This is a genomic window from Micromonospora sp. NBC_01796 (assembly GCF_035917455.1).
Lineage (GTDB): Bacteria > Actinomycetota > Actinomycetes > Mycobacteriales > Micromonosporaceae > Micromonospora_G.
The window spans coordinates 7,086,502-7,102,594 of record NZ_CP109078.1 but is presented as its reverse complement, the minus strand read 5'-3'; the positions used below and the strand labels follow the sequence as shown (position 1 = coordinate 7,102,594).

Annotated in this window: 14 protein-coding genes; 9 read left to right on the top strand and 5 right to left on the bottom strand. The window is 72.0% G+C overall.

Annotated elements, in window-relative coordinates:
• Window positions 1-12: 12 nt before the first annotated feature.
• Window positions 13-1,365, bottom strand: coding sequence for a lysine N(6)-hydroxylase/L-ornithine N(5)-oxygenase family protein (locus OIE47_RS31640; RefSeq protein ID WP_326558191.1), 1,353 nt, complete (start codon window positions 1,363-1,365; stop codon window positions 13-15).
• Between the two features lie 139 nt (window positions 1,366-1,504).
• On the opposite strand from OIE47_RS31640, the gene OIE47_RS31635 reads away from it, so the two are divergent.
• A complete protein-coding gene (locus tag OIE47_RS31635) occupies window positions 1,505-2,449 on the top strand; it encodes a methionyl-tRNA formyltransferase (RefSeq protein WP_326558190.1) in 945 nt (314 codons plus the stop codon).
• A gap of 63 nt (window positions 2,450-2,512) precedes the next feature.
• On the opposite strand, the gene OIE47_RS31630 is transcribed toward OIE47_RS31635, so the two are convergent.
• Window positions 2,513-3,442: a siderophore-interacting protein gene (locus OIE47_RS31630; protein WP_326558189.1), complete on the bottom strand. Its 930-nt coding sequence runs from the start codon at window positions 3,440-3,442 to the stop codon at window positions 2,513-2,515.
• 2 nt (window positions 3,443-3,444) lie between these two features.
• The gene (locus OIE47_RS31625; RefSeq protein WP_326558188.1) at window positions 3,445-4,476 is read right to left on the bottom strand and encodes an iron-siderophore ABC transporter substrate-binding protein; all 1,032 of its coding nucleotides are present in this window, start codon (window positions 4,474-4,476) and stop codon (window positions 3,445-3,447) included.
• A gap of 234 nt (window positions 4,477-4,710) precedes the next feature.
• On the opposite strand from OIE47_RS31625, the gene OIE47_RS31620 reads away from it, so the two are divergent.
• The 5 genes from OIE47_RS31620 to OIE47_RS31600 all read left to right on the top strand — a co-directional run bounded on the left by OIE47_RS31620 (window position 4,711) and on the right by OIE47_RS31600 (window position 11,186).
• Window positions 4,711-5,676, top strand: coding sequence for a FecCD family ABC transporter permease (locus OIE47_RS31620; protein ID WP_442792199.1), 966 nt, complete (start codon window positions 4,711-4,713; stop codon window positions 5,674-5,676).
• The gene (locus tag OIE47_RS31615; RefSeq protein WP_326558186.1) at window positions 5,676-6,743 is read left to right on the top strand and encodes a FecCD family ABC transporter permease; all 1,068 of its coding nucleotides are present in this window, start codon (window positions 5,676-5,678) and stop codon (window positions 6,741-6,743) included. Before OIE47_RS31620 ends, OIE47_RS31615 begins: the two co-directional genes overlap by 1 nt.
• A gap of 3 nt (window positions 6,744-6,746) precedes the next feature.
• A complete protein-coding gene (locus tag OIE47_RS31610) occupies window positions 6,747-7,610 on the top strand; it encodes an ABC transporter ATP-binding protein (RefSeq protein WP_442792009.1) in 864 nt (287 codons plus the stop codon).
• Between the two features lie 5 nt (window positions 7,611-7,615).
• A complete protein-coding gene (locus OIE47_RS31605) occupies window positions 7,616-9,349 on the top strand; it encodes an ABC transporter ATP-binding protein (RefSeq protein WP_326558185.1) in 1,734 nt (577 codons plus the stop codon).
• A gap of 85 nt (window positions 9,350-9,434) precedes the next feature.
• Window positions 9,435-11,186: an ABC transporter ATP-binding protein gene (locus OIE47_RS31600; RefSeq protein WP_326558184.1), complete on the top strand. Its 1,752-nt coding sequence runs from the start codon at window positions 9,435-9,437 to the stop codon at window positions 11,184-11,186.
• Between the two features lie 35 nt (window positions 11,187-11,221).
• On the opposite strand, the gene OIE47_RS31595 is transcribed toward OIE47_RS31600, so the two are convergent.
• Window positions 11,222-11,656: an MmpS family transport accessory protein gene (locus tag OIE47_RS31595; RefSeq protein ID WP_326558183.1), complete on the bottom strand. Its 435-nt coding sequence runs from the start codon at window positions 11,654-11,656 to the stop codon at window positions 11,222-11,224.
• Window positions 11,657-11,823: 167 nt separating this feature from the next.
• Here OIE47_RS31595 and OIE47_RS31590 point away from each other — a divergent pair, with 167 nt between their 5' ends.
• The 3 genes from OIE47_RS31590 (at window position 11,824) to OIE47_RS31580 (ending at window position 15,280) form a co-directional block, all read left to right on the top strand.
• Window positions 11,824-12,396: a hypothetical protein gene (locus OIE47_RS31590; protein WP_442792008.1), complete on the top strand. Its 573-nt coding sequence runs from the start codon at window positions 11,824-11,826 to the stop codon at window positions 12,394-12,396.
• Between the two features lie 90 nt (window positions 12,397-12,486).
• Window positions 12,487-13,482 carry an Acg family FMN-binding oxidoreductase gene (locus tag OIE47_RS31585; RefSeq protein WP_326558182.1) on the top strand — a complete coding sequence of 332 codons (996 nt, stop codon included), beginning with the start codon at window positions 12,487-12,489 and terminating at the stop codon, window positions 13,480-13,482.
• A gap of 67 nt (window positions 13,483-13,549) precedes the next feature.
• Window positions 13,550-15,280 (top strand): GAF domain-containing sensor histidine kinase, encoded by a 1,731-nt coding sequence (locus tag OIE47_RS31580; RefSeq protein ID WP_326558181.1) that lies wholly within the window; start codon window positions 13,550-13,552, stop codon window positions 15,278-15,280.
• Between the two features lie 22 nt (window positions 15,281-15,302).
• Here OIE47_RS31580 and OIE47_RS31575 read toward each other — a convergent pair whose 3' ends face one another.
• A complete protein-coding gene (locus tag OIE47_RS31575) occupies window positions 15,303-15,941 on the bottom strand; it encodes a response regulator transcription factor (RefSeq protein WP_326558180.1) in 639 nt (212 codons plus the stop codon).
• Between the last annotated feature and the right edge of the window lie 152 nt (window positions 15,942-16,093).

Below are 16,093 nucleotides of genomic sequence, written 5' to 3'. Positions count from 1 at the left end.
CACCGGTGACGGTCAGGCCCGCAGTGCCCCGGCCGGGTACGCCGGCACCGAGCTGGGCAGGTCGCGGTGGGCCACGATCGACTCCAGGATCTCGGCGGCGCGTACGGAGCCGTTGGACAGCAGGGAGGAGCTGATCCCGTGGCTGTGCTCGGTGCCGCCCTGCAGGTAGATGCCGCAGCGGAGCTGGTCGCCGGTGGACACCCGGTAGTCGCGGTCCAGCCGCAGCCGGCCGAGTTCGTCGCGGTGGCAGTAGCGGCTCAGCTCGCCGAGCATGGTTGCCGGGTCGACCGGGTCGTAGCCGGTGGCGCAGATCAGCACGTCCGCGTCGAGTACGGCGGGCTGCCCGGTGATCAGCGTCTCGATGGTGACCTGTACGCCGTCCGCGTGCGACACGGCGGAACGCAGCCGGGAGGTGTTGAGCAGCCGCAGCCGGGACTGGCCGAGCACCTGTTCCCGGTAGCTGCGCCGGTACAACTCGGCGATCAGGTCGCCGTCCACCACGGAGTAGTTGGTGTTGCCGTGGTAGTCCATGAGCTGGGTCTTCACGTCGGCGGGCGCGTCGAAGTAGTCGTCGACGGCGCCCGGGTCGAAGATCCGGTTGGCGAACGAGCTGTCGTCGGCCGGGCTGTAGCCGTAGCGGGAGAAGACCGCGCAGACCTCGGCGTCGGGGAACCGCTCGTGCAGGTGCGCGGTGACCTCGGCGGCGCTCTGTCCGGCGCCGACGACCACGAACCGCGACGGTGCCGGGCCGGTACGACGGGCGAGGTTGAACAGCAGGTCGCGGCTGTGCCAGATCCGGTCGTCGGCGATGACACCGGCCGGCAGCCGGGGCGTGAGACCGGTGGCGAGTACGAGGTTGCGGGCCCGATGCACGGTGGTGCCCTCGCCGGTGTCGACCAGCACGTCGACCAGCTCGATGCCGTCCTCGGTGGTCACCGGGCGTACGCCGATCACCTCGTGGCCGTACCGGACCAGGTCGTCCACCTGGGCAGCGGCCCATTCGAGGTAGTCGTGGTACTCGATCCGCAGCGGGTAGAGCGTCTTGTGGTTGATGAAGTCGACCAGCCGGCCCTTGGCGTGCAGGTAGGCCAGGAAACTGAACCGGCTGGTGGGGTTGCGCAGCGTCACCAGGTCCTTGAGGAACGAGACCTGCATTGTCGCGTCGTCCAACAGCATGCCCCGGTGCCAGCCGAAGCTCTGTTGTCGTTCGAGGAAGACCGCGCTCACCGGCCGTTTCGCCTCGTCCGGTCCGGTTGTTCCGGCCTGTTCGGTCAGGGCGATGGCCAGGGCCAGGTTGGACGGCCCGAACCCCACTCCGACGATGTCGTGAACAGGCACCTCGTCATGCGGCGGTACGTGCGCCATGGACCACACCCCTAGATCGTCGATTTAGGGTAGGCTACCCTTGCTTCAAATCTCGGTCAATGAGTCGACAGCAACACCCCACACGCTAGCTAGGTAAGCCTTGCCTGACTAGTATCCCCCATCGCCAGGAGGCCTCCACATGCGAGTGATCATGTTCGGTTACCAGACCTGGGGTCATCGGACCCTGCAGGCGCTGCTGGACTCGGAACATGAGGTCGTCATGGTGGTGACGCATCCCAAGAGCGACCACGCGTACGAGCAGATGTGGGACGACTCGGTGGCGGACCTGGCCCGCGAGCACAACGTACCGGTGCTGTTGCGCCAGCGCCCGGACGACGAGCTGGCCGACCAGGTCAAGCAGGCCGACGCGGACGTGATCGTGGCCACCAACTGGCGCACCTGGCTGCCCCCGGCGATCTTCAACATCCCTCGTCACGGCACCCTCAACGTGCACGACTCACTGCTGCCCAAGTACGCCGGGTTCTCCCCGCTGATCTGGGCGCTGATCAACGGCGAGCCGGAGGTCGGGGTCACCGCGCACCTGATGGACGACACCCTGGACGGCGGCGACATCGTGCTGCAGCGCGCGGTGCCGGTCGGGCCCACCGACACCACGGCGGACCTGTTCCACCGCACCCTGGCCCTGTTCGGGCCGATCACCCTGGACGGCCTGGCACTGATCGAATCCGGTCGGACCGACTGGGCCAAGCAGGACCCGAGTCAGGGCAGCTTCTTCCACAAGCGGTCCATCCAGGACAGCCTGATCGACTGGACCTGGCCGGCGGAGGATCTGGAGCGGCTGGTCCGGGCCCTGGCGGATCCGTACCCGAACGCGTTCACCCACCACAAGGGCGAGCGGGTCCGGATCATCGAGGCCGGGGTGTCGCGCGGCTACTACGGCGGTACCCCCGGCCGGGTCTTCATCAAGGAAGGCGACGGGATCGTCATCGTCGCGGGCAGCGAGGCCCGGCACGGCCGCAGCCACGGCCTGGTGATCAAACGGGTACGCACCGACGACGGCACCGAGTACCCGGCGACCGAGTACTTCCACACGATGGGCGGCTACCTCACCAACCAGCCCTGACCGCGAACTCGGGCGGGTCCCGCCCCGGAGCACGACGCGCCGGGTCCGGACCCGCCCGAGCTGTCAGTTCTCCTGGGACCTGCCCCGGCGCCAGTACCCCATGAACGCCACCGAACGCCGGTCGACACCCCGCTCCCCCACCAGGTGGCGACGCATCGCCACCACCGCGCCCGCCTCCCCGGCGAGCCAGGCGTAGAAGCCGGCCGAGCCGTCCGTCTCGCCCTGTTCGGGTACGTCCCACGGGTCCTCGACGTCGTCCGCCAGGTCGGATTCGCCACCCCCAGCCGCCACGACAAGCCCCGGCTGTCCTGATCGGACGGACGAGGTCGCGCCCACCGGCACCGGGACCAGGTCCGTGAGCAGGTCGCGTACCACCGGACCGAGGCGTTCGCCCCGGCTGCGGGACAGCCAGATCACCGTCACGCCGGCCGGCGCGTCGAACTCGACGGCGTCGGCGGGTTCCGCCACCTCCAGCACGACCGTCGCCCGGTCCTCGGGCCCGAGTGTCTCGGCGATGGCCGACGCCGCCGGGAGGGCGGCCTCATCCGCGGCCAGCAGCAGCCGCCTCGGGTGCGGCGGCGGTGCCCAGGCCACGTCGCCGACCGGGCCGGGATGTCCGGCGACCGGGCCGATGATGGTGATCGGGTCACCGGGGCGGGCGGCGCCCGCCCAGCGGGACGCCGGGCCGACGTCACCGTGCAGCACGAAGTCCAGGTCGAGTTCGCGGCGCTCCGGCCGGAACGCCCGCACCGTATACGTCCGCAGCGGCGGGCGCCGGTCGACCGGCACCGACTGCCACTGCTGCACCCAGTCCGGGCCGGTGGGCAGTTCGTCAGGATCGCCGTTGCGCGGGAACAGCAGGTTGATCCGCTGGTCGAAGCCGTGACCGGCGAACCCCGCGAGGGATTCGCCGGCCACGGTCACGCGTACGAAGGTCGGGCTCAGGCGCTGGACCCGGAGCACCCGTACGGCGAACGGCAGGTAGGCCGCCACGTTTACCGACCGGGCGCGACGAGCATCGGCAGGAGCTGGTCGATCGCGTACGGGACGCTGAGGACGGTGACGAAGGACAGTGCCGCACCGACCGGCGGCTCCATGTAGGGCACGAACACGGCCCGCTGCTCCTTGGCCACCTTCAGCGCCGCGTAGACCGGATCGGCCTTGACCCGCGGCTCCACCGACTCGTCGGTGGTCAGCAGCACCAGCCGGTCCACGTCGAGCAGGTCCAGCCGCTCCGAGCTGATCACCGCGGCGGTGTCCTTGCCGGCGACCTGTTCGACCTGGTCGGAGAGCTTGAAGCCCATCTCGCCCAGCAGCTGCGCCTTGGGGTCGCTCTTGGCGAACGCGGCGTACGTGCCCGGCTCGCTCGGGTCCGCCACCACGGCGGTCTGGGTCGCGAACTCCGGGTGCTGCTTGCGGATGTCGGCGAGGCGCTGGTCGATCGCGGCGAGCAGCTCGTCGACCTTCGGCTGCTGGCCGAGGGCCTGCCCGATCACCTGGGCCATCTCGTCCCACGGGGTGGAGTAGTCGTCGTACTTCTTGGACTGGGCAACCACCGGGGCGATCTTCGACAGGGTGGTGTACTGCTCCTGCGTCATGCCCGAGTACTGCGCGATGATCAGGTCCGGCTTCAGCGCGACGATCTTCTCGACCTGGTACTCGTCCCGCTCGCCGACGATCTCCGGCGGGGTGGTCCCCCACTTGTCCTTCACCCAGGCCCAGTTGCCGAACGGGCGCTCGCCGAACCAGTCGACCGCACCGACCGGCTTGATGCCCAACGCCAGCACCGTGTCCTGGTCACTGAGCCCGAGGGTGACCACGCGGGTGGCCGCCTTGGTGACGGTGGTGGAACCGTACTTGTGCTCGATCGTGACCGGGAACGCCCCGGAGGTCGCCGATGGCGCGGCGGCGTCGGGCTCGGCGGAGTCGCCACCGCAGGCGGCCACCGTGGCGGTCAGTGCCACCGCCAGCAGCGTCCGCGCCAGCAGGCCGGACCGGCGATTGACTATCTTCGACGGGCTAAGCATGGGTCCCCTTCGGGAATCGCGTCGCACTGAGCCTCGGCACCCGCCGAGGAGAGGTTGCCATATAGTAAGGGTCGGCTTACCTAACCTCAAGCCGTAGGATGCTCACACCCGTGTCGAGCGACGATCAGCGCCGCCGAGGCACAACCTGTGAGGGGAGACCATGTGAGCGCACCGATCAGGCCACCCACGGTGCGCGGGCGGACCCGACACCACGTGGTCGCGCTCACCGCCGGGATGCTCGTACTCGGTCTGGTCTGTCTGCTCTCCATCGCGATCGGAGCCCGGCAGATCCCGCTCACCCAGGTCGTACGGTCCCTGGTGGACCCCGGCCAGGCACCCGAGGACATCCTCGCGATCGTACGGGGTCTGCGGCTGCCGCGTACCGCGCTCGGCCTGCTGGCCGGTGCCGCGATCGGCCTGGCCGGTGCCGTCATGCAGGGACTGACCCGCAACCCGCTGGCCGACCCCGGACTGCTCGGGGTCAGCGCCGGTGCGGCCTTCGGCATCGTCACCGCGAGCGCTGTGCTGCATCTCACCGGCCTGTACGGCTACATCTGGTTCGCCATCCTCGGTGCACTGCTCGCCAGCGCCGTCGTCTACCTGCTCGGTGGGGTGGGACGGGGTGGGGCGACACCGGTGAAACTCGCCCTGGCCGGAGTCGGGGTGACCCTGCTGCTCGGCTCCCTGACCAGCGCCATCGTGCTGGCCAGCCCGCTGGCCCTGGATCGCTACCGGTTCTGGACCGCGGGCTCGATCGCCGGGCAGACCAGCGGCACCCTGCTGCGGGTGCTGCCGTTCCTCGCCGTCGGCATCCTCGCCGCGCTCGCCCTCGCGCCCGCGCTGAACAGCCTCGCCCTCGGCGACCAGGTGGCCACGGCGCTCGGCCGTCGGGTCGGCCTGATCCGGCTGGGCGGAGCCGCCGCCGTCACCGTGCTGGCCGCCGCCACGGTCGCGGTCACCGGACCGATCGTCTTCGTCGGGCTCGTCGTACCGCACCTGGTGCGGATGATCACCGGGCCGGACTATCGCTGGCTGCTGCCGTACACCCTGGTTCTGGCACCGATCCTGTTGCTGACGGCGGACATCGCCGGCCGGGTGGTGGCCCGGCCCGGGGAGATCCAGGTCGGCGTCATCGTCGCCTTCCTCGGTGCGCCGTTCTTCATCGCCCTGGTCCGTCGGCGTCGGCTGGCGGAACTCTGATGGCCCTGCTCGAACTGACCACCGAGGCCGGACGGGCCACGTTCCGGCTGGGCCGGGGCGCCGTGTCCGGCGTCGTGTCCGTACGCGTCCTGGTGGTCACGACCGTGCTCGCGGTCGCCACCTTCGGGGTGTTCTGCCTCGGCGTCGCCACCGGCGACTACCCGATCACGGTGACCGACGTGGTCCCCGCCCTGTTCGGCGTCGGCGACCCCGGCACCCTGCTCGTGGTGAACGAGCTCCGCCTGCCCCGGGTGCTGGTCGGCCTGCTCGTCGGAGCCGCCTTCGGCATCTCCGGTGCGGTGTTCCAGACCATGACCCGCAACCCGCTGGCCAGCCCGGACATGATCGGGGTGATCGCCGGGGCGCAGACCGCGGTGGTCGCCGGCATCGTGCTCGGCTTCGGCGCCGGGCTCGGCACGCAGGCCCTCGGCCTGCTCGGGGCCCTGGTCGCCGCCCTCGCGGTGTACGTGCTCGCGTGGGGGCGCGGGGCGACCGGATACCGGATCGTCCTGGTCGGCATCGGGGTGGCCTGGATGTGCACCAGCGCCACCGACTACCTGATCGCCAAGGCGTTGCCGTTCGAGGCGCAGAAGGCGGTCGGCTGGCTGGTCGGCAGCCTCAACGAGCGCGGCTGGCACCACGTACGCCCGATCGGGCTGGCGCTGGCGGTGCTCGTACCCGCCACCCTGCTGCTCAGCCGCTGGCTGCGTACGCTGCAACTCGGCGAGGCGGTCGCCACCGGCCTCGGTACGCACGTCGCCCGCGCCCAGTTGGCGCTCCTGGTGACCGCCGTCGGCCTGGCCGCCTTCGGCACCGCTGCCGCCGGACCGATCCTGTTCGTCGCGCTGATCGCACCGCAGATCGCCCAGCGGCTGGCCGCCGTGGCCGCGCCTCCGCTGCTGGTCTCCGCGCTGACCGGTGCCCTGATCGTGCTGACCGGTGACCTGATCGCCCGGCACGTGCTGCCGGACGACCACCTGCCCGTCGGGGTGGTGACCGGTGTGCTCGGCGCCCCGGTCCTGCTCTGGCTCCTCGCCCGCGCCAACCGAACCGGCTCCGGAGGATGACCCGTGACCGCTGAACCCCTCGGCCGAGCCACGCCAGACCCGACGGTCGAACCCCCCGACCTGCGCGCGACCGGCCTGCGTCTGGGCTACGACAAGATGATCGTCGTCGACGACCTCGAGGTCGCCATCCCGCCCGGCCGGATCACGGTGATCGTCGGCGCCAACGCCTGCGGCAAGTCGACCCTGCTCCAGGCGCTCGCCCGGCTGCTCCCGCCGCGCGCCGGCGCGGTCGAACTGGACGGCAGGTCGATCCAGTCCATGCCGACCCGGCAGGTTGCCCGCCGGATCGGGATCCTGCCGCAGTCACCGGTCGCACCGGCCGGACTCACCGTGATCGACCTGGTCACCCGGGGACGCGCGCCGCACCAGACCTGGTGGCGGCAGTGGTCCACAACGGACGAGCGGGCGGTGCACGACGCGCTGACCGCCACCGACATGCTCGACCTCGCGCACCGTCCGGTCGACGAACTCTCCGGCGGCCAACGACAACGGGCCTGGATCGCGATGTCCATCGCGCAGGGCACACCGGTGCTGCTGCTCGACGAGCCGACCACGTTCCTCGACCTGGCCCACCAGATCGACGTACTCGACCTGGTCGTCGACCTCAACCGGCAGGAGAACCGCACGATCGTGATGGTGCTGCACGACCTCAACCAGGCCAGCCGGTACGCCGACCACCTGATCGCGATGAAGGCGGGACGGATCGTCGCGCAGGGTGCCCCCGCCGAGGTGATCACCACGGAGCTGGTGGAGCAGGTTTTCGACCTCGACTGCCGGATCACCGTCGACCCGGTCACCGGCACCCCGATGATCATCCCGATCGGTCGGCACCACCGGGCCGACACCACTCCCCTGGCCGTGGCGTGAGCCGGGTGGCCGAGCCGCCCGCAGCGACCGAGCCGTCTGTAACGCCGACGGCGGGGGAACTGACCGCACGCCGGATCCTGCGCCGGGCGGTCACCGGACAGGGCCGGTACGTCACCCTCGGCGCCCTGCTCGCGATCGGGCACCAGGCCGGCGAGGCACTGGTGCCCGTGATCATCGGCGTGGTCGTGGACCGAGCGGTGGCCACCGGGTCCACGTCGGCGCTGGTGCAGTGGCTCGCCGTACTGGCGGTGGTCTTCGCGGCCCTGTCGACGTGCTACCGGTTCGCCGCACGGGCCGGTGAACGGGCAGCCGAACAGGCGGCCCACCAGATCCGACGCGAGCTGACCGGGCGGGTCCTCGCCCCGTACGGCGGGGTGGAGCGCGGGCACCTGTCCGGGGCGCTGGTCAACATCGCCACCAGCGACGCGAGCCGGGTCGGCGCGGTGAACATGGCCCTGACCGCCGGGGCGGCGGCGTTGGCGGCGCTGGCCACCACCGCCGTCGCGCTGTTGAGCATGTCGGTGTCACTGGGGCTGCTGATCCTGCTCGGCGCGCCCCCGGTGCTCTGGGTCGCGCACCTGCTCGGCGGTCTGCTCCAGCGGCGCAGCGCGGCCGAGCAGGAGAACGCCGCGCACGCCTCCGGGGTCGCCGCCGACCTCGTCGCCGGCCTGCGGATCCTCAAGGGAATCGGCGCCGAACAGGCCGCCTGGGCCCGCTACCGCCTGATCAACCGCCGGTCGCTGGCCGCCACCCTGCGCGCGGCGCAGGCACAGGCCTGGCATGACGGCGCGCTGATCGCCGTCACCGGTGTGTTCATCACCGCGGTCGCCCTCTGGGGCGCCCGCCTCGCGATCCACGGCGACATCACCATCGGTGAGCTGATCGCCGCGGTCGGACTGGCGCTGTTCCTGCTCAACCCGCTGTCGTTGGTCAGTTGGGTCAACGCCGAACTCGCCCAGGCGCGGGCGTCGGCCGCCCGGGTCGCCGAGGTGCACGCGGCCACCCCGGCGGTCCGGCCCGGCGGTACCGGCCCGGCCACCCCGGTCCGGGGCGAACTGCGGGTGCACGGGATCGCGGACGGTCCGCTGCACGTCGACGACCTCCGGGTGGCGCCCGGAGAGATGCTCGGCGTGGTCGCCCCGGACCCGGCGGCTGCCGCCGCGCTGGTCCGTTACCTGGCCCGCGAGGCGGACCCCGAACGAGGGACGGTGACCCTCGACGGGATCGCGCTGACCGACCTGGATCCGGCGCTGGTCCGCGCGGCGATGCTCACCGCCACCCACGACGCGGTGCTCTTCGAGGGCAGTGTCCTGGACAACGTCACCGCGGCCGGCGGCCCGACGGACGCACTCGACCGGGTGCTCGCCGCCACCGCCGTCGACCAGGTCGCCGGGGTGCTTCCCGAGGGGATGCACACGATGGTCGGCGAACGCGGGCGGTCGCTCTCCGGTGGGCAGCGTCAGCGGGTCGCCCTGGCCCGCGCGCTGAACGCCGGGGCGGCGGTGCTCGTCGTACACGAGCCCACCACCGCCGTCGACGCCGCGACCGAGGCCCGGATCGCCGTACGACTGCGGCAGCTACGGGCCGGACGTACGACGATCCTGGTCACCGGCAGCCCCGCCCTGCTCGCCGTCACCGACCGGGTGGTCCTGCTCGACGGTGACCGCGAACCGGTCGTCGGGCGCCACGCCGACCTGGTACGCGACCACGAGCGCTACCGCACGACGGTCCTCGCCTGACCCGCCGGCCGCCGCCGTCCGATGTCCACCGCCCCCGGCCGGCGCCAGCACCCGATCGATGTCGAACGCCTGACAAGGGAGACCAGTGACCCCGCACGTGCTACCGATCGCCAGCCCGGCCCAGACCACCGCGGCGGTACGGCACCTGCTGCGTGGCCGCCGGGCGCTGGCCGTGGGGTCGCTCGGCGTACTCGCCGCCGCCACCGCGATCGGGCTGCTCACCCCGCCGCTGCTGGGACACATCGTCGACCTGGTCACCGACGGCGGCACGGTCGGCGCGCTCACCGTACCGGCGGTGCTGCTGATCGCCATCGCGCTCACCCAGGCGGTGGCCACCGCGATCGGCATCGGCATGATCGCCCGGCTGGGCGAGGGAATGCTCGCCGACCTGCGGGAACAGTTCGTCGACCGGGCACTGCACCTGCCGCTGGGGCGGCTGGAACAGGCCGGCTCCGGCGACCTCACCTCGCGGGTCACCAACGACGTCACCGCCATCGCCGAGGCGGTACGCGGTGCGCTGCCCGAACTGGCCCGCTCGGTGCTGGTCATCGGGTTGACCCTGGTCGGCCTCGCCGTGCTCGACTACCGCTTCCTCCTGGCCGCCCTGCTCGCCGTCCCGATCCAGTGGCACACCGTCCGCTGGTACCTGCGCCGCAGCCCCGCCCTGTACGCCGCGCACCGGGTGGCCGTCGGCGCCCAGCAGCAGCAGTTGCTGGAGAGCATCGGCGGCGCCCCGACCGTACGGGCACTGCGGCTCGACGAACGCCACCTGGCGCAGGTGACCGACCGGTCCCGGGGTGCGGTCGACCTCGCCCTGCGCGCCGTACGCCTGATCACGCGGTTCTACGGCCGGCTCAACCTGGCCGAGTTCGTGGGGCTCTCCGCCGTACTCGTGGTCGGTTTCCTGCTCACCGACGCAGGTGTGGTCACCATCGGTACGACCGCCGCCGCCACGCTCTACTTCCACAACCTCTTCGGCCCGATCAACTCGGCGCTGCGGCTGGTGGACGACGCCCAGGTGGCGACGGCGAGCCTGGCCCGGCTGGTCGGGGTGACCCAACTCGACACCCCGGCCACCCCACCGGACCACCCCACCGCGGTGGACACCTCGGTGAAGGCGGTCGACGTCGAGTACGCCTACCTGCCCGGCCAACGGGTGCTGTCGGGGGTGAGCCTCGACATCGCACCGGGTCAGCGGGTGGCGCTGGTCGGTGCGAGTGGCGCGGGCAAGACCACGCTGGCCCAGCTCGTCGCGGGCGTACACCGGCCGACGGCGGGCACGATCATGCTCGGCGGGGTGGAGCTCGGCGAGTTGCCGCCGGAGCAGCGACGCCGGATGGTCGCGGTGGTCACCCAGGAGGTGCACGTGTTCGCCGGGCCCCTCGCCGACGACCTGCGGCTGGCCCGGCCGGACGCGACCGACGAGCAGCTGCGCACCGCCCTGGCCGAGGTCGAGGCGCTGGACTGGGCGCTGGCGCTGCCCGAGGGCCTGGACACGGTGGTCGGCGACGGCGGGCACCAGCTCTCCGTGACGCAGGCGCAGCAGTTGGCGCTGGCCCGGGTGATCCTGGCCGACCCTCGGGTGGTGATCCTCGACGAGGCCACCGCCGACGCCGGCAGCGCCGGGGCACGGGTGCTGGAACGGGCGGCCGAACGCGCGCTGCACGGGCGTACGGCGCTGGTGGTCGCCCACCGCCTGACCCAGGCGGTCACCGCGGACCGGATCGTGGTGCTGGAGGCCGGTCGGGTGCTCGACTCCGGCACGCACGAGGAACTGGTCGCTCGGGAGTCCGGCCACTACGCCACGCTCTGGCAGGCCTGGTCACAACAGCGCTGACCCGCCGCGCCGGTCCTCCGGCGGCAGAACCCGTTTCAGGAGGCGGGGAAGGCCCGCTGCGCGGTGACCATGCAGTTGGCGAACGGAGTACCGGTCTTCTCGTGAACGACCTTGTCACCGACGAGCAGCCGACAGGTCGCCGTACTGCCCGGCTCCGCCAGCCCGTTGAGCACGACCACGCCCGTCGCCGAGTTCACCTCGATGCTCTCGTTCCACGGTGTTTCGACCGTGTCCAACGGCCCGCCCACCTGGTGGATCTTGTTGCCGTCGTCCGGGCCGCGCCAGTTGATGCCGGCCACCTCGCCCGAGTTGGACGTGACCTCCATCCGGATCTCACGATCCCCGCCGAACACCGCGATGCCCACCCAGGCACTGACTCCGATGACGACGACGGCCGCCACCGCCCCGATCACCTTCGGACTGCGGAACCAGGGACGGCGGACACCGGTGATGTCGACATGATCGGTCACGGGGCGCAGGTTAACGGATCGAGATGACGGCCTGACGGCCCGCCGGAGTCCCGTCAGGAGGGGCCGAAAGTCCCGTCCCGGAACGGGACCACGGCCTCTGATCTTCAACCCCGCGCCGGCGTCGAATGGAGGTAGCCAGAGCGCCTGGCCGGATACGGAGAAGGGACGTGGCGACGATGACCGCGATGGCCGAGCGGCACACGGGGCCCGGAACCACTGCGATCCCGACCCAGCAGCGCGCGGAGAGCGGCCGGCAGCGGGCGGCCCGCTACGTCTGGGCCGGCGTCCGGATCGCCCTGGGCTGGACCTTCCTGTGGGCCTTCCTCGACAAGACCTTCGGGCTCGGCCACGAGACCGAGTCGAAGTCGGCCTGGATCAACGGCGGCAGCCCGACCGAGGGCTTCCTGAACTTCGGCGCCGCCGGACCGTTCAAGGGCTTCTACAACTCGATCGCCGGCAGCGAATGGGCCGACTGGCTGTTCATGATCGGTCTCGCCGGTCTCGCGGTGGCGCTCCTGCTCGGCATCGGCCTGCGGGTCGCCGCGGTCGCCGGTGGCCTGCTCCTCGTGATGATGTGGACCGTTGTCCTGCCACCGGAGAGCAACGTCTTCATGGACGACCACCTCATCAACGCCGCCGTCCTGGCCGGACTCGCGCTGACCGCCGCCGGCGACACCGCCGGACTCGGCCGGCCCTGGGCCCGGCTACCGATCGTGCAACGGCTGCCCTGGCTCAGGTAGCCACGCACGCCCGGCCCGCCCCGCCGACCTGGCGGGGCCGGGCCACCACCGGACACCCGACACGTACATGTGACGACAGGAGAAATCGCTATGGTCGACCCGGCTTCGGTACCGGACCGTGCACCCGCGGCAGTGCTCGCCCGGGCGGCGGTGGCTGCGGGATACGCGCCCTCGATCCACAACACCCAGCCGTGGCGGTGGTCGGCCCACCCCGACCGGCTGGAACTGTTCGCCGAACGCGACCGGCAACTGTTCGCCACCGACCCGCAGGGGCGGCTGCTGGCGATCAGCTGCGGTGCGGCGCTGCACCACGCGCTGGTGGCGCTGCGGGCCCAGGGCTGGGCCGCCGAGGTGGACCGGACCGCCGACCCGGCCCGACCGGACCTGCTCGCCACGCTGACGGCGGAGACCCGGACTCCGGTGACGCCCCGCGCGAAGCAACTCTTCGACGCCTCGTCCACCCGGCGTACCGACCGCCGGCCGGTCAGCGACCAGCCGGTGCCCGCCCCGGCCCTGGCCGCCATCCAGGAGGCGGTCACCGGCCGGGCCCGCCTTCAGGTGCTCACCCGCGAGCAGGTCCTCGACCTGGCCGCGGCGGCGGATGCCGCGGCCACCGTCGAGTCGACCGATCCCGCCATCCGCGCCGAGATGGCGTACTGGACCGGCCGTTCGGAACGGGCCGGCGTCGGCCTGCCGGTCGGCGTACTGCCGGCACGGGCGCCGCAGACGACGGTGCCGGACCGCGACTTCGGCCGGGCCGGGACGCTCCTGGTCGGCCCCGGCCACGACCGGGCGGCGACCTACCTGCTGCTGTACGGCGACGACGACGAGCCTGCCGGCTGGTTGCGGGCCGGCGAGGCCCTCTCCTCTGCCTGGCTGACCGCGGAGGCGCTCGGGGTGTCGGTGCTGCCGCTGAGCGCGGCGATCGAGGTGGCCGGCACCCGACAGATCCTGCGCCGGTTGCTGTCCGGCCTCGGCCACCCCTACCTGGTCCTCCGCCTGGGCATCGCCGACCCGGACCAGCCCGGACCGCCGCAGACGCCACGGATCTCCCCGGCCGGCCTGGTCGAGATCGCGACGCTGTGACCACCACCGACCGAACCTGTACGTCGGAGAATCGTAAGATCGTCGGCCGCACCGATAGCATCGGCGGATGCACCCGTCAGAACCTCCGGACGCTGACCGGCGCGACACTCCCTCGCTCGGGCTGAGTCCGCTGTCCCGGGTCCGGCTGGACGAGTTGCTCCAGGAGATGCTCGACCGGGTCGGTGAGGTCGTCACCAGCCGGGAACGGTTGCGGGCGCTGCTGGACGCGGTGGTGGCGATCGGGTCGGACCTCGACCTGCGCAGCACCCTGCGACGGATCGTCGAGGCGGCGTGCGAACTGCTCGGCGCCCGGTACGGCGCACTGGGTGTGATCGGCCCCGACCGGTTGCTGACCGAGTTCATCACCCACGGCATCGACCCCGAGCTGCACGCGCGCATCGGCGACCTGCCGAGCGGTCGGGGTGTGCTCGGGCTGCTGATCGCCGACCCCCGCTCGGTACGGATGCCGGACATCACCGAGCACGCCCAGTCGTACGGCTTCCCGCCGAACCACCCGCCGATGCACAGTTTCCTCGGCGTACCGGTGCGGATCCGGGACCAGGTCTACGGCAACCTCTACCTGGCGGAGAAGCGGTCCGCGCGCGAGTTCACGCAGGACGACGAGGAGATCGCGGTCGCGCTGGCGGCCGCCGCGGGTGTGGCGATCGAGAACGCGCGCCTCTACGCGGTTGCCCACCGCCGGGAACGGTGGCTGGCCGCCACCGCCGAAATCACCTCGGTGCTCCTGGGCGAGGTGCGGCGGACCGACGCGCTGGCCCTGGTCGCCCGCCGGGCCCGGGAACTCGCCGAGGCCGAACTGGTCCTCGTGCTGCTCTACGACGAGGAGGCGGAACAGTTCGTGGTCGAGGTGGTCGACGCGGCCGAGGCCGACGAGGCGCCACCGGTCGGCATGATCCTGCCGGCCGCCGACGCGACGTTCGCCACCTCGGTCACCGACCACCGGCACACCGTGGTCGAGAGCCTGGCCAAGGCCGCGACCTGGCCGGTACGCGTCACCGACGGCCCCGCCATGGTCTCCCCGCTCTCCGCGGCCGGCACGCTGCACGGCGTACTGGTGGTGGCGTATCCGGTGGGTTCGGCACAGCGCGGCGACGACGAGGTGCCGCTGCTGGCCAGTTTCGCCGCCCAGGCGGCCCTGGCGATGGAACGGGCCAGGGCGCAGGAGGAGCGCGAACTGCTCGTGGTGCTGGAGGACCGGGAACGGATCGCCCGCGACCTGCACGACGTGGTGATCCAGCGACTGTTCGCCACCGGGCTGCAGTTGCAGAGCACCGTGCCGCTGGCCGCCCGGCCGGAGATCGGGCAGCGGATCAACGCGGCGGTCGACGAACTCGACTCCACCATCCGGGACATCCGTCGGGCGATCTTCGAGCTGCGTACGCCGATGAGCGCGACGCTGCGTACGGACATCCGGGCCGAGGTCGACTCCGCGGCCGGGGCGATCGGATTCCGGCCGGCCCTGGAGATCGTCGGGCCGGTCGACAGCGCGGTACCCGACGCGACCCGTCCCGAGTTGCTCGCGGTCCTGCGCGAGGCGCTGTCGAACGCGGTACGGCACGCCGCCGCGTCCCGACTCACGGTGCGGGTGAAGGTCGACGCGGGGTGGCTGACGCTGACCGTCGACGACAACGGCGGCGGCGGCCCCCCGGACCCGAACCGGGCGCGGGGCGGCCTGGTCAACATGCGGGAGCGGGCGGAGCGGCTGGGCGGCGAGTTCACCATCGGACCGGCGGAGCCGTACGGCACGAGCGTGCGCTGGCGGGTCCCGCTGGACTGACCGCCCTGGTCCGATGGACCGGTCAGGGGCGCTGGCCCAGTAGCCGGGTGGCGAGCACCGCCGCCTGCGTACGGCGCTCCAGTCCGAGCTTGGCCAGCAGGCTCGACACGTAATTCTTGATCGTCTTCTCGGCGAGGAACATCTTCGCCGCGATCTCCCGGTTGGTCATCCCCTCGGCGACGTACTCCAGGATCCGACGCTCCTGCTCGGTGAGGGCCTTCAGCTCGCGCGGTGCCTCGACCCCGTTGCGGACCCGTTCCAGCACCCGCTGGGTCACCGCCGGATCGAGCAGCGACTGCCCCGCCGCCACCCGGCGCACCCCGTCGACCAGGTCGGTCCCGCGGATCTGCTTCAGCACGTAACCGGCGGCGCCGGCCATGATCGCGGCGAAGAGCGCCTCGTCGTCCTCGTACGAGGTGAGGATCAGGCCCCGGATCGACGAGTCGACCGAGCGCACGTCCCGACACACGTCGATACCGTTGCCGTCCGGCAGCCGGGCGTCGAGGATCGCCACGTCCGGCCGGAGCGCGGGGATCCGCACCGTCGCCTCCCGCGCCGACCCGGACTCGCCGACCACCTCGATGTCACCGGCGGTCTGCAACAGGTCGGCCAGGCCACGGCGGACGACCTCGTGGTCGTCGAGCAGGAAAACTCGGATCATCCCTCGTTTCTACCCGCCCCGGACGGCTCGTGCACAGGGCCGAAGGTCCCGCCATCGGTCACGGGGGTCGCCGGGGCGGGCGGGCAGACGGTGCAGGTCGGCGGGGGGAGAGTGCGGCCGGTACGGGTCGGGCCACTCGGCCCGGTGGGTCG